The organism is Massilia sp. DWR3-1-1 (assembly GCF_049898325.1).
In the GTDB taxonomy this organism is placed as follows: domain Bacteria; phylum Pseudomonadota; class Gammaproteobacteria; order Burkholderiales; family Burkholderiaceae_D; genus JAFCUW01.
The window spans coordinates 12,808-28,329 of the sequence record NZ_JAFCXL010000036.1 but is presented as its reverse complement, the minus strand read 5'-3'; the positions used below and the strand labels follow the sequence as shown (position 1 = coordinate 28,329).

Below are 15,522 nucleotides of genomic sequence, written 5' to 3'. Positions count from 1 at the left end.
TGATGGTCAAGGCCTTGGGGGCAATCGTCGCTGCCGCCGTCTGGCCGCTGGCCAGACTGTAGTTGCTGGCCAGGCCGCCGTTGCTGCCGTCGGCCAGCGCGGTGCTGTTGACGGTCACCAGATTGGCGTTCAGTACATCCTTGCTGTTAAACGTGGCAGAGCCGGTGGCGCTCACCGTTTCAGTGCCCACCAGGCCGCCCGTGATGCCCACAATTGCTGCGGCGGTGGTGGTGCCATCGTAGGTTTTGTTCGACGCGCCAGCCGTCGCCGTCAAGGTTTTGGCGGCAATCGTCGCTGCCGCCGTCTGGCCACTGGTCAGGCTGTAGTTGCTGGCCAGGCCGCCGTTGCTGCCGTCGGCCAGCGCGGTGCTGTTGACGGTCACTTGCGTCGCGCCCAAGACATCCTTGCTGTTGAAAGTAGCCGCGCCGGTAGCGCTCACCGTTTCAGTGCCCACCAGGCCGCCCGTGATGCCCAGGATCGCTGCGGCGGTCGTGGTGCCATCGTAGGTTTTGCTCAATGCGCCAGCCGTCGCCGTCAGGGACTTGGCCGCTATCGTCGCTGCCGCCGTCTGGCCGCTGGCCAGGCTGTAGTTGCTGGCCAGGCCGCCGTTGCTGCCGTCGGCCAGCGCGGTGCCGTTGACAGTCACCAGGTTGGCGCTCAGGACATCCTTGCTGTTGAACGTGGCAGCACCGGTAGCAGTAACTGTTTCCGTGCCCACCAGGCCACCCGTGATTCCAAGAATTGCTGCGGCGGTCGTGGTGCCATCGTAGGTCTTGTTCGACGCGCCAGCCGTCGCCGTCAGGGCCTTGGCGGCAATCGTTGCTGCCGCCGTCTGGCCGCTGGCCAGGCTGTAGTTGCTGGCCAGGCCGCCGTTGCTGCCGTCGGCCAGCGCGGTGCTGTTGACAGTCACCAGGTTGGCGGTCAACACATCCTTGCTGTTGAACGTGGCAGCGCCGGTGGCGGTGACTGTTTCGGTACCGACCAGGCCACTGGCAACCGTCAGTCCGGCGATAGCAATTGCACTGCCATCGTAGGTCTTGTTGGACGCGCCAGCTGTCGCCATCAATGCTTTGGCGGCAATCGTCGCAGCTGCCGTCTGGCCGCTGGCCAGGCTGTAGTTGCTGGCCAGGCCGCCGTTGCTGCCGTTCGACAGGACGGTGCCGCTGACAGTCACCCGATTGGCGTTCAGTACGTCCTTGCTGTTGAACGTCGCGTCGCCGGTGGCAGTGACTGTTTCCGTGCCCACCAGGCCACCCGTGATGCCCAGAATCGCTGCGGCGGTCGTGTTGCCATCATAGGTCTTGTTGGCCGCGCCAGCTGTCGCCGTCAATGCTTTGGCGGCAATCGTTGCTGCTGCCGTCTGGCCGCTGGCCAGGCTGTAGTTGCTGGCCAGGCCGCCGTTGCTGCCGTTCGACAGGACGGTGCCGCTGACAGTCACCCGATTGGCGTTCAGTACGTCCTTGCTGTTGAACGTCGCGTCGCCGGTGGCAGTGACTGTTTCCGTGCCCACCAGGCCACCCGTGATGCCCAGAATCGCTGCGGCGGTCGTGTTGCCATCATAGGTCTTGTTGGCCGCGCCAGCTGTCGCCGTCAATGCTTTGGCGGCAATCGTTGCTGCCGCCGTCTGGCCGCTGGCCAGGCTGTAGTTGCTGGCCAGGCCGCCGTTGCTGCCGTCGGCCAGCGCGGTGCTGTTGACAGTCACCAGGTTGCCGCTCAGGACATCCTTGCTATTGAACGTGGCGCCGCCCGTGGCGGTGACTATTTCATTAGCTACCAAGCCGCCCGTGATGCCAAGGATCGCAGCGGCGGTCGTGGTGCCATCGTAGGTTTTATTGGATGCGCCAGCCGTCGCCGTCAGGGCCTTGGCGGCAATCGTCGCTGCTGCCGTCTGGCCGCTGGCCAGGCTGTAGTTGCTGGCCAGGCCGCCGTTGCTGCCTTCAGCCAGGACGGTGCTGTTGATAGTCACCAAATTGGCGGTCAACACATCCTTGCTGTTGAACGTCGCGCCGCCGGTAGCAGTGACTGTTTCCGTGCCCACCAGGCCGTCCGTGATCCCAAGAATCGCTGCGGCGGTCGTGGTGCCATCGTAGGTCTTGTTCGACGCGCCAGCTGTCGCCGTCAATGCTTTGGCGGCAATCGTTGCTGCCGCCGTCTGGCCGCTGGCCAGGCTGTAGTTACTGGCCAGGCCGCCGTTGCTGCCGTTCGACAGGACGGTGCCGTTGACAGTCACCCGATTGGCGTTCAGTACGTCCTTGCTGTTGAACGTCGCGTCGCCGGTAGCAGTGACGGTTTCCGTGCCCACCAGGCCACCCGTGATGCCCAGAATCGCAGCGGCGGTCGTGGTGCCATCGTAGGTCTTGTTGGACGCGCCCGCCGTTGCCGTCAAGGCTTTGGCGGCGATCGTCGCAGCTGCCGTCTGGCCGCTGGCCAGGCTGTAGTTACTGGCCAGGCCGCCGTTGCTGCCGTTCGACAGGACGGTGCCGTTGACAGTCACCCGATTGGCGTTCAGTACGTCCTTGCTGTTGAACGTCGCGTCGCCGGTAGCAGTGACGGTTTCCGTGCCCACCAGGCCACCCGTGATGCCCAGAATCGCTGCGGCGGTCGTGGTGCCATCGTAGGTTTTATTGGATGCGCCAGCCGTCGCCGTCAATGCTTTGGCGGCAATCGTCGCTGCCGCCGTCTGGCCGCTGGCCAGGCTGTAGTTGCTGGCCAGGCCGCCGTTGCTGCCGTTCGACAGGACGGTGCCGTTGACAGTCACCCGATTGGCGTTCAGTACGTCCTTGCTGTTGAACGTCGCGTCGCCGGTAGCAGTGACGGTTTCCGTACCCACCAGGCCGCCCGTGATGCCCAGAATCGCTGCGGCGGTCGTGGTGCCATCGTAGGTCTTGTTCGACGCGCCAGCTGTCGCCGTCAATGCTTTGGCGGCGATCGTCGCAGCTGCCGTCTGGCCGCTGGCCAGGCGGTAGTTGCTGGCCAGGCCGCCGTTGCTGCCGTCGGCCAGCGCGGTGCTGTTGACAGTCACCAGGTTGGCGCTCAGGACATCCTTGCTATTGAAAGTCGCGCCGCCCGTGGCGGTGACTGTTTCATTGGCTACCAGGCCACCCGTGATGCCAAGGATCGCTGCGGCGGTCGAGGTGCCGTCATATGTCTTGTTGGACGCGCCAGCCGTTGCCGTCAAGGCTTTGGCCGCAATCGTCGCTGCTGCCGTCTGGCCGCTGGCCAGGCTGTAGTTGCTGGCCAGGCCGCCGTTGCTGCCGTCGGCCAGCGCGGTGCTGTTGACCGTCACCAGCTTGGCGTTCAACACGTCCTTGCTGTTGAACGTGGCAGCGCCGGTGGCGGTGACTGTCTCAGTGCCCACCAGGCCACCGGCAACGGTCAATCCGGCACTAGCGGCCGTGGTGCCGTCGTAGGTCTTGTTCGATGCGCCAGCCGTTGCCGTCAAGGCTTTGGCCGCAATCGTCGCTGCTGCCGTCTGGCCGCTGGCCAGACTGTAGTTGCTGGCCAGGCCGCCGTTGCTGCCGTCTGCCAGCGCGGTGCTGTTGACGGTCACCAGCTTAGCACTCAGTACGTCCTTGCTGTTGAACGTGGCAGCGCCGGTGGCGCCCACCGTTTCGGTGCCCACCAGGCCACCCGTGATGCCAAGAATCGCTGCGGCGGTCGTGGTGCCGTCGTAGGTCTTGTTCGATGCGCCAGCCGTTGCCGTGAGGGCCTTGGCGGCAATCGTTGCTGCCGCCGTCTGGCCACTGGCCAGGCTGTAGTTGCTGGCAAGGCCGCCGTTGCTGCCGTCTGCTAACGCGGTGCTGTTGACGGTCACCACGTTAGCACTCAGTACGTCCTTGCTGTTGAACGTGGCAGCGCCGGTGGCAGTGACCGTCTCAGTGCCCACCAGGCCACTGGCAACGGTCAATCCGGCACTAGCGGTCGTGGTGCCGTCGTAGGTCTTGTTCGATGCGCCAGCCGTTGCCGTCAAGGCTTTGGCCGCAATCGTCGCTGCCGCCGTCTGGCCGCTGGCCAGACTGTAGTTGCTGGCAAGGCCGCCGTTGCTGCCGTCTGCTAACGCGGTGCTGTTGACGGTCACCACGTTAGCACTCAGTACGTCCTTGCTGTTGAACGTGGCAGCGCCGGTGGCGCCCACCGTTTCGGTGCCCACCAGGCCACCCGTGATGCCAAGAATCGCTGCGGCGGTCGTGGTGCCGTCGTAGGTCTTGTTCGATGCGCCAGCCGTTGCCGTGAGGGCCTTGGCGGCAATCGTCGCCGCCGCAGTCTGGCCGCTGGCCAGGCTGTAGTTCGACGCCAGGCCATTATTAATGCCATTGACGCCATCGACCAGCGTGATGCCGTTGACGGTCACTGCACTGGCCGCCAGCACGTTCTTGCTGTTGAAGCTGGCGCTGTTCGTGCTCGAAAGCGTTTCTCCATCGACCAGGCCAAGCAGGCTCAGGCTCGCCGTCGCGACGGCGTTGCCGTCATAGACTTTATTGAGCGCCGTCGCCGTCGCCGTCAGTTCTTTCGCGGTGATCTTCGCCACGGCCGTCTGGCCGCTGGCCAGGCTGTAGTTCGACGCCAGGCCATTGTTGACGCCATTGACGCCATCGGCCAGCGTGATGCCGTTGACGGTCACTGCACTGGCCGCCAGCACGTTCTTGCTGTTGAAGCTGGCGCTGGTCGTGCTCGCCAGCGTTTCTCCATCGACCAGGCCAAGCAGGTTCAGGCTCGCCGTCGCGACGGCGTTGCCGTCATAGACTTTATTGAGCGCCGTTGCCGTCGCCGTCAGTTCTTTCGCGGTGATCTTCGCCACGGCCGTCTGGCCGCTGGCCAGGCTGTAGTTGGACGCCAGGCCATTGTTGATGCCATTGACGCCATCGACCAGCGTGATGCCGTTGACGGTCACTGCACTGGCCGCCAGCACGTTCTTGCTGTTGAAGCTGGCGCTGTTCGTGCTCGAAAGCGTTTCTCCATCGACCAGGCCAAGCAGGTTCAGGCTCGCCGTCGCGACGGTGTTGCCGTCATAGACTTTATTGAGCGCCGTCGCCGTCGCCGTCAGTTCTTTCGCGGTGATCTTCGCCACGGCCGTCTGGCCGCTGGCCAGGCTGTAGTTCGACGCCAGGCCATTGTTGACGCCATTGACGCCATCGGCCAGCGTGATGCCGTTGACGGTCACTGCACTGGCCGCCAGCACGTTCTTGCTGTTGAAGCTGGCGCTGTTCGTGCTCGCCAGCGTTTCTCCATCGACCAGGCCAAGCAGGCTCAGGCTCGCCGTTGCGACGGTGTTGCCGTCATAGACTTTATTGAGCGCCGTTGCCGTCGCCGTCAGTTCTTTCGCGGTGATCTTCGCCACGGCCGTCTGGCCGCTGGCCAGGCTGTAGTTCGACGCCAGGCCATTGTTGACGCCATTGACGCCATCGACCAGCGTGATGCCGTTGACGGTCACTGCACTGGCCGCCAGCACGTTCTTGCTGTTGAAGCTGGCGCTGTTCGTGCTCGAAAGCGTTTCTCCATCGACCAGGCCAAGCAGGCTCAGGCTCGCCGTCGCGACGGCGTTGCCGTCATAGACTTTATTGAGCGCCGTCGCCGTCGCCATCAGTTCTTTCGCGGTGATCTTCGCCACGGCCGTCTGGCCGCTGGCCAGGCTGTAGTTCGACGCCAGGCCATTGTTGACGCCATTGACGCCATTGACGCCATCGGCCAGCGTGATGCCGTTGACGGTTACTGCACTGGCCGCCAGCACGTTCTTGCTGTTGAAGCTGGCGCTGTTCGTGCTCGCCAGCGTTTCTCCATCGACCAGGCCAAGCAGGCTCAGGCTCGCCGTCGCGACGGCGTTGCCGTCATAGACTTTATTGAGCGCCGTCGCCGTCGCCATCAGTTCTTTCGCGGTGATCTTCGCCACGGCCGTCTGGCCGCTGGCCAGGCTGTAGTTGGACGCCAGGCCATTATTAATGCCGTTGACGCCATCGACCAGGGTGATGCCGTTGACGGTCACTGCACTGGCCGCCAGCACGTTCCTGCTGTTGAAGCTGGCGCTGTTCGTGCTCGCCAGCGTTTCTCCATCGACCAGGCCAAGCAGGCTCAGGCTCGCCGTCGCGACGGCGTTGCCGTCATAGACTTTATTGAGCGCCGTCGCCGTCGCCATCAGTTCTTTCGCGGTGATCTTCGCCACGGCCGTCTGGCCGCTGGCCAGGCTGTAGTTCGACGCCAGGCCATTATTAATGCCGTTGACGCCATCGACCAGCGTGATGCCGTTGACGGTCACTGCACTGGCCGCCAGCACGTTCTTGCTGTTGAAGCTGGCGCTGTTCGTGCTCGAAAGCGTTTCTCCATCGACCAGGCCAAGCAGGTTCAGGCTCGCCGTTGCGACGGTGTTGCCGTCATAGACTTTATTGAGCGCCGTTGCCGTCGCCGTCAGTTCTTTCGCGGTGATCTTCGCCACCGCCGTCTGGCCGCTGGCCAGGCTGTAGTTCGACGCCAGGCCATTGTTAATACCATTGACGCCATCGACCAGCGTGATGCCGTTGACGGTCACTGCACTGGCCGCCAGCACGTTCTTGCTGTTGAAGCTGGCGCTGTTCGTGCTCGCCAGCGTTTCTCCATCGACCAGTCCAAGCAGGTTCAGGCTCGCCGTCGCGACGGTGTTGCCGTCATAGACTTTATTGAGCGCCGTTGCCGTCGCCGTCAGTTCTTTCGCGGTGATCTTCGCCACGGCCGTCTGGCCGCTGGCCAGGCTGTAGTTCGACGCCAGGCCATTGTTGACGCCATTGATGCCATTGACGCCATCGGCCAGGGTGATGCCGTTGACGGTCACTGCACTGGCCGCCAGCACGTTCTTGCTGTTGAAGCTGGCGCTGGTCGTGCTCGCCAGCGTTTCTCCATCGACCAGGCCAAGCAGGTTCAGGCTCGCCGTCGCGACGGTGTTGCCGTCATAGACTTTATTGAGCGCCGTTGCCGTCGCCGTCAGTTCTTTCGCGGTGATCTTCGCCACGGCCGTCTGGCCGCTGGCCAGGCTGTAGTTGGACACCAGGCCATTGTTAATACCATTGACGCCATCGGACAGCGTGATGCTGTCGACGATGACGCCATTGAGTGTCGACACGTCCTTCGTGATGAAACTGGCGCTGTTCGTGCTCGCCAGCATTTCCGTCCCCACCAGACCGTGCATCTCCAGGCTCGCCGTCGCGACGGCGTTGCCGTCATAGACTTTATCGGGCGCCGTCGCCGTCGCCGTCAGCTCTTTCGGGGTGATGTATGCCTGCGCCTTCTGACCGCTGGCCAGGCGGTAGTTACTGGCAAGGCCATTGTTGCCGTTCGTCAAAATAGTGCTATTGACGGTAACCAGGTTGGCGCCCGCCACATCCTTGCTATTGAAGGTGCCGGTGCCGCTGGCGTGGAGGGTTTCGCCGACGGCCAGCCCGGCCACGATCGCGAAGCCGACATCGGCGCTGGTGTTGCCGTCGTAAGCTTTATTCGAAGCGCTGGCGATGCCCGTCAAGGTCGATTTATTGACCGCCAGCACGCCGTCGGCATAGGTGATGGCGTAACCATCCTGTGTCGAGTACAGCCCGCTCGCGCTGATGCCGTACCCACCGGCATTCTTGGCGCCTTGCGCATTGCCGGTGTAACTGATCCCGTCGAGGCCCAGCAAGCGGCCATCGGTGGCCGTCGAATAGCGCACGCCGTTGTTGCCGGCATAGGTCAGGCCGTCATACGATTTGCTGACATTGACGGCCGATACGGTCAATGCCGTCATGAAAGAGCGCAGCAAGGGCGCGGTGTGGCCGTCGTAGATGATCCAGGTACTCGTCAGATCCCACTCGCGAGCGGTGAAACTGGCAAGGCTGTGCATGTCGGCCGTCGACATGCCGACTACGCCAGCAGAGTTGATCTGGCCAGACGTCGTCGTGTCCCAGAAGCTGCCGCTCACCGAGCCGTTATTTGTCCCGACCAGGCCGCCGACTTCGTGAGCACCGATGACTGCGCCGGTAGAATAGCTATTGCTGATCTGGCCCTCGTGATTTCCGACCAGGCCGCCGACCTGATAATTACCGTTGACCGCGCCAGTGGCGTAGGTGTTGCTGATGGTGCCCTGATTCGTTCCGATGAGCCCGCCGACCTGGTATTGCGCGTTGACGGTGCCGGCGGCGTAGCTGTTTCTGACGCTACCATCGTTTTTTCCGACCAGGCCGCCAACATTGCTCATGCCGCTCACCGCGCCGCTGGCGTAGCTGGTGCTGACAGCGCTATCGGAGTAATTCTGGCCAATCAGCCCGCCGACGTTCTCTTGCCCGCCCACCGTGCCGCTGGCGTGGCTGCTGCTGAGCGTGCTGGCACCAAGGTAGCCGGCCAGTCCAGCCACATTATTGCTGCCTTCCACCGCGCCGCTGGCGCCGCTGTGGTCGATCGTGCTGCCATCGACAGTGCCCAGCAGCCCGCCCACGTTGGACGTGCCCGTCACCGCGACGTTGGCGTGGCTGTTGCTGACCGTACTCCCGTCGAGATTGCCAACCAGGCCACCCACATTGATCATGCCGCCCTTGACCAGACCACTGACAGTGCTGTTGCTGATCGTGCCGCTTTGCAGCAAGCCGACCAGTCCGCCGGTATTCTCGCGCCCGGTGACGCTGAGCCCGACCAGGTCGACATTGCGCACAATGGCACCGTCGCCGGCCTGGCCGAACAGGCCCGCATAGTCGGTCTTTGGCCGGGTGATGGTCAGGCCGCTGATGGTGTGTCCCTGGCCATCGAAGGAACCGGTGAATTTGCCCGCCTGGCCGCCGACCGGGACAAACGTGTCCGACCACACATCGGTGGCGCGGCCGGTGCCGGCGGCGTCGATGTCTTTGGCCAGCGTGTATTGGGCGCCCAGGTCCATGCTCATCAACTGCAGTTGGTGGGCATTGCTGATCGTGGTGGCATACTCGGACGCCAGCATCGGGCGCGTGGCGCCCAACATCGAATTGCTGTTGTTGAGGGTGCCATCGACATTGACCAGTACCCAGTCATTGCCGCCATTAACGGAGGCGCCATGGGTATCGATGAAGTTGAAACCAGTAAAGTTGCCATACGTAAGCATGGCGCTCGAAGTCAGCCCCGACGTGCCGGACACGTCGCCTTCACCGACCCCGTTGCCACTAAAACCGTCAGCATTCCAATAGCCGTATTGAATAGTGGCTTCAGTGGCGGATCCCACCAGTCCGCCAGCTACTGCACCAATGCTCGACACCGCGCCAGAGGCATAGGTTTGGTAGATGCCGCCCTGGCCGTCGAATCGGCCAACCAATCCACCGACGCCGTCGTTGCCCGCCACGGCACCGGTGGCGTAACTGTTGCTGATCGAGCCACTCTGGCTGTGTCCCACCAGTCCGCCGGCGTTGACGCCGGTCGCCGTGACCGCGCCGCTGGCGTAGGTGTTGTTCAGATTGCCGAGAGTATTGTTACCCAGCAGTCCACCGACCTCGCTGGCCCCCGTCACCGCGCCGCTGGCGTAACTGTTGCTGATCGTGGTGACGTTGGCCGCGCCGTCAACCCATTCAGAATCACCGATCAGGCCGCCGACCCGGCTCTGCGCGCCGCTGACGGTGCCGCTGGCGTGGCTGTTGCTGACCACGCCATAGCGGTTGTATCCCATCAGGCCGCCCACCGTGCCGCTGCCGCTGACGGCGCCGCTGGCGTCGCTGCGGTCAATGGTGCTCTGACTGCCGTAGCCGACCAGCCCACCGATCTGATCGCCGCCGCCGATCACGGCGCCGGTGGCATGGCTGTTGATGAGAAAGCTGGAATCGACCGCTCCGATCAGGCCGCCGATGCCGTCATGCTGGCCGCTGACGCTACCGCTGGCGCTACTGTTGGCGATGACCGCAAAAGAATCGACTATCCCAAGCAGCCCGCCGACGCGGCTGGTGCCCGACACCGTGCCGCTGGCGTGGCTGTTGTAGACGGCGCCACCGTTGCTGTAACCGACCAGTCCACCGACACCTTCAGACACGCCGCTCACGGCCGCCGAGCTGGACGTATTGCTCAACATCGCCGACTTGCTTTGTCCCGCCAGCGCGCCGGTGTTGTAGGCCGCGCTCATGCTGCCGCCCACCAGCCCGACGTTTTGCACGATGGCGCCGGTGCCAAGCCAGCCGAACAGGCCGACACTGTCGCGCTCAGGCCGGCTGATGGTCAGCCCGCTGATGGTGTGCCCGAGGCCGTCAAAACTGCGCTGGAACCGCCGGTAATCGAGCGTGACATCGGCGCGGCCGCCCACGGGAACAAAGCCGCCATCGAACCAGACGTCGGCGCTGGTGCCAGTGGCGGCCGCATTGATATTGTTTGCCAGGGTATAGCTGGCATCAAGGTTCATGTTCATCAGCTGCAACTGGTGCGCATTGCCGATCCTGGTCGTGTATTCCGATGCCAGCATGGGCCGCGTGGCGCCCACCATCTCGTAGCGATTGTTCAAGGTCCCGTCGACATTGACAAGCACCCAGGCATTGCCGGTCGCCCCCGGCTGGGTGCTGAACGCAAAGCCCGTAAAGCTGGCGGCGTCGCGCATCTGCGTGCTCGTCAGGCCCCGACTGTTCGAATCGATCGTTTGCATGTTGATCGCAGCGATCTCCAGCGACGGATTGACGGTGCTGTCGAAATAGCTGTTGGAAATCGTGCCAAAGTTGCCGCCCACCAGACCGCCAACCGTGCTGGTGCCGCTCACCGTGCCGCTGGCGTAACTGTTCGTCAGCGTCGCCAGGCCGGTGCCCCGCGCAAACGTTCCCACCAGGCCACCGACGGCACTGCCGCCACTGGCGTTGCCGGTGGCGTAGACATTGCTCAGGGCGCCGCCGCTGACGAGACCCACCAGGCCGCCGATGTTGTTGACCGCGTCCCTGTTATTGCCAATGGTGTAGCCGCTGGCAGTGCCGCTGGCATAGCTGTTGTTGATGGTGCCGCCGACGCTGATGCCGACCAGCCCGCCAACAGTGGCCAGTCCGCTTGCCGCGCCGCTGGCGTAGCTGTTGCCGATGGCGCCACCCAGGTTGGCGCCGACCAGGCCGCCGACCCGGCTCGCCTCGTTGCCGACCGTGCTGCCGACTGTCCCGTCGGCAAAGCTGCGATCGACCACCCCACCCTGCATCGCGCCGATCAGGCCGCCAATATTGGCGCCCACGCCGGTCACGCTGACACTGGCATCGCTGTTGCTGATGCTGCCATGGTCGCTGTAACCGACCAGGCCGCCAACGTTCTGATCGCTACCGCTGAGCACGCCGCTGGCACCGCTGCCCGTGACCAGGGCCTCGTCGATGCGCCCGGCCAGGGCGCCGGTCGCCTCGCCACCGCTGATATTCACGGCGGCCAGGCGCAGGTTTTGCACGATGGCGCCCTTGCCGAGATAGCCAAACAGGCCGGTGTTCTCGATGCCGGGGCGGTTGATGGTCAGTGCACCGATGGTACGGTCGCCGCCGTACAGGGAGCCCGTGAATTTTTTGTCGGCATTTCCCAGCGGTACAAAGCCGCTGCCCAGCCACACGTCCTTGCCGGCGCCCGTGGCGGCGGCGCTGATGTCGTTCGCCAGCACGTAACGCGTGGTCAGATTCATGCTCACCAACTGCAACTGGTGGACGTTGTTGATGGTCGACGCGTATTCCGAGGCCAACATGGGCCGGGTGGCGCCCAGCGCCCCGCCGGCGTTGTTCAAGGTGCCGTCGACATCGACCATCACCCATTGATTGCCCATCGCGCCAGGGATGCTGGTAAATTGAAATCCCTCGAAGCTGGCGGCCGTGCGCATCTGCGCCGTCGTCAAGCCGGTGCCGGCCGCACTGCTGCTCTGGGCGGAGGTACTGCTGCTCTGGCCGGAGGCGCTGATGTCCCAGTAATTGTTGGCGACGGTACCGTTGTTGGTGCCCGCGAAGCCGCCCACAGCATTGTCACCGCTCACGGCGCCGCTGGCATAGCTGTAGATGATGACGCTGGCATTTTCGCCCGCCAGCCCACCCACCCTCTCGTTGCCGTGCACCGCAGCGTTGGCGTAACTTTCGCGGATGATGCCTGCATTGATGCCGACCATGCCGCCGATTTTTTCGCTGCCACTGACGGCGCCGGTGGCGTAGCTGCCGGTGATCGTGCCGGCGTTGGTGCCGACCAGGCCACCGACGGCGCTGACGCCCGCGACAGTGCCGCTGACGTAGCTGTTGCTGATCGCGCCAGAATCGTTATAGCCGACCAGGCCGCCGACAGAACCGGCACCGCTCACGCTGGCGCCCACCAGTCCCACGTTTTGCACGGTGCCGCCCTGCAAGCGGCCGAACAGGCCCGTTTCGTCGCCGGCCTGCCTGATCGTCAGGCCGCTGATGGTATGGCCAATCCCGTCGAAGCTGCCCGCGAACGGCGCCGGGACAATGCACTGGCACGTACCCTGGTCGAAGTACGCCCCTTTGATCGGCACGAAGCCGGCGCTGCCCCAGACATCGGCGCCGCTGCGACCGCTTGCCGAGGCATCGATATTGTTCGCCAGCGTGTAGCTTGCCGTCAGATTCATGGCCATCAATTGCAACTGGTGGGCGTTGCCGATGCGCGTCGCGTATTCCGACGCCAGCATGGGCCGCGTGGCGCCGAAGGCGCCGGCGCTATTGTTCAAGGAGCCGGCGCCATCGACCAGCACCCAATTGTTGCCAATGGCGCCAGGGGTGCTCGTAAACACAAAGCCGACAAAGTTGCTGGCCGTTTGCATCTGCCCGCTGGTCAAGCCGGTGGCGGCGACAGTGATATTGTCGGTCTGGGCGCCGGCGGCGCCCAGACCGGGATTGACGCTGGAGTTGAACACGCCAGCCAGGTTGCCCTTCGCCTCGCCAGCCATCGCGCCGACATTGCTCACGCCCGTGACCGCGCCGACCGCGTACACTGTGTCGACGACGCCATAATTCGTTCCGACAATGCCACCCACGTTGCTTCTGCCTATGACATTACCGGCGCTATAACTGGCGCTGACAGTGCTGTTGAGCACAGTGAATAATTGACCGCCCTGATCGCCATCGATCAAGCCCACCAGGCCGCCAGCGTTATTGCCCGAACTGATGACATCGCCGGTGGCGTAGCTGTTGACCAGGCTGGCGCGATCGTGCATCGCGCCGATCAGGCCGCCAACATCGGCGCCCGTCGCCGTCACGGTGCCGGTGGCGTAACTGGTGTTGATGGTGCCGCTGATCATCTGGCCGACCAGGCCGCCAACACCTGTGCCGTTGCCGGGCGCCGTCACGGTGCCGGTGGCGTGGCTGGTGCTGATGCTGCCGCCGGCACTCGAGCCCACCAGTCCACCAATGGCATCGCCGCCACCGCCGCTGACGTTGCCGCTGGCGGCGCTGTTGAGGATGGTGCCGCCATCGTTCGATCCGACCAGCCCCCCTGCCTTCCAGGAGCCGCTCACCGCGCCGCTGGCATCGCTCGCTTCGATGAAATTGGAGTTCGCACCCACCAGCCCACCGACATGGCTGTCGCCCGTCACGACGGCAAGCGCATGGCTATTGGTGATGGTGCCATTGCTGCCCCCGGCCAGGCCACCAACGCTGCTGGCGCCAGTGACCGTGCCGGTCGCCCTACTATCGCTGACAATGCCACGATTACTGCCCACCAAGCCACCCACATTGGCAGCACCCGTGACCACGCCGCTGACCTCGACGTTGTGGATGGTGCCGAAATTTCTGCCGGCCACGATGCCCACTTCGCCCCTGTACTGGGGCATATCATCGAGGTTGCCCGTGATGCTGGCGCCCACCAGGCGCAGATTTTGCACGACGGCGTTGCGATCAATTTCACCAAACATGCCGATCGGCCTGCCGCTCGTCTGCCGGTTGATGGTGAGATTGCTGATGGTATGGCCCAAACCGTCGAAGGTGGTCTCCAGGCGCGAGAAAGGCATGAAGCCTGCGCCGCCCAACCAGCCCGCAGTGGCGCTGGCGTCGATATCGGCCCCCAATACATAGTTGACGGAGGTGACGCTATCCGGGGCATAGGGCTGCATGCCCTGCAAATCGGTGCCAGTGGCGCTGCCCGCCTGGCCCAGGCTGGTGAGCACGGTGTACGCTTTGACGGGGCCATCGACCCCCAGCCTGGTGGTGAAGTTGCTGGTGCCGGCGGGCAGGTTGATGGTGCCGCCCGTGAACACCACGCGGCTGGCATTGTGCGGGTATGCTGCCTGCTGGCCAAATTCCAGTGCCAGGCTGGCGTCGGCCGACGCGTTCAGGTTGGCGTTGACGTTGATGTTGTTTTGGGCATTCAAGGTCAGCTTGTTGGCGCTCCAGGACACGCTGTCATTGATATGGATATCGCCTGCGCCGGGATTGAGGTTGTGACCGGCCACGCTCTCGATGATCACATCGGTAGTGAGCAACTGGGTCGCCAGCTGGGCGCCAGTGATATCGCCGCCCGCTGCGGCGATGGTGTAATCCTGCGGGTCGATCAGCCAGCGGCCGGTGGCGCCTTTGGCCGCGCTGGTCGTCACATGCAGCTCGTCGGCCATCTTGACGCGGGCCGCCGAAGTCTCGATGAAGCCGCCATTGCCGCCCTGGGGGGCGCTGGCGTCGAGCGTGCCGCCCGCCGTGACTGTGCCGCTTTGCATATCACCGAGCAGGCGGATGCCGCCCTGGTGTTCCTCGATGGTGTGCGCCTGGATCACGCCGCTGTTGTTGACGGCCGTGTGCAGCAAGTCGCCCGCCGCCTGCGCCGTCAGCAGCACCTGGCCGCCATCGGCCTGGACCAGGCCGCCGTTCTCGACCAGCGCGTCGAGGGCGCCGCGCTCGACCGACACGTTGATCAGGCCATCGCCGGCCACGTCGAGCGTAATGGCCGTGCCGGCGGCCAGCGCCACCGTGCCCAGCCGGGCGTTGATGGTGCCCTGGTTCGACACGGCCGCGCCCAGCAGCGCCACGTAGCCGCCGTCGGCGTTGATGCTGCCCTCGTTGCGCACTGCGGCGCTGCTGGTGCCGGAAAATTTATAGCGCCCCGCCAGAAAATCGCTGTCGGACAGGTTCAGCGTCGACGCCACCAGCCCGCCCACGTTGACGGAGGCGCCGCGCCCGAACAGGATGCCGTTCGGATTGACCAGGAACACCTTGCCGTTGGCGGACAGGCTGCCCAGGATGCTCGACGGGTCCGCGCCCAGCACCCGGTTGAGCGCCACGGCCTGGCTGTTGGGCTGGACGAAATTGACCGCCTCGCCCTTGGCGATATTAAAACTTTGCCAGTTCAGCGCCACGTTCTGGCTGCCCTGGGTGATCGTGGTGGTGCCCGCACCACTGCCGATGGTGGCGCTGCCGGCCACCACCACGCCACCGACGGGCCCGGCGAGCGTCTGCCCGCCGAAGGCCATCAGCAGCGACGCCGCCAGCGCTTTCAGGACAAAGCCCGCCCCCACCACCACGCCGCCACCACCGGTGGCGCTCTTGCCGCCGTTGTTGGTGTTTTCCGAAACTGCGACGAAGGTGCCGGTCTTTTCACTCCAGATCGAGCGGTAGATGTGGTTCATGGTGGTAGTCCTGGTAACTGGTGGGTGCG

1 protein-coding gene is annotated in these 15,522 nt (G+C 64.3%); it reads right to left on the bottom strand.

All coding sequences use genetic code 11. From position 1 onward, the window contains the following. Positions 1-15,493: YDG domain-containing protein (locus tag ACP7EY_RS22885; RefSeq protein ID WP_426197581.1), on the bottom strand; the 15,493-nt coding region annotated here is incomplete at its 3' end. Positions 15,494-15,522 lie beyond the last annotated feature (29 nt).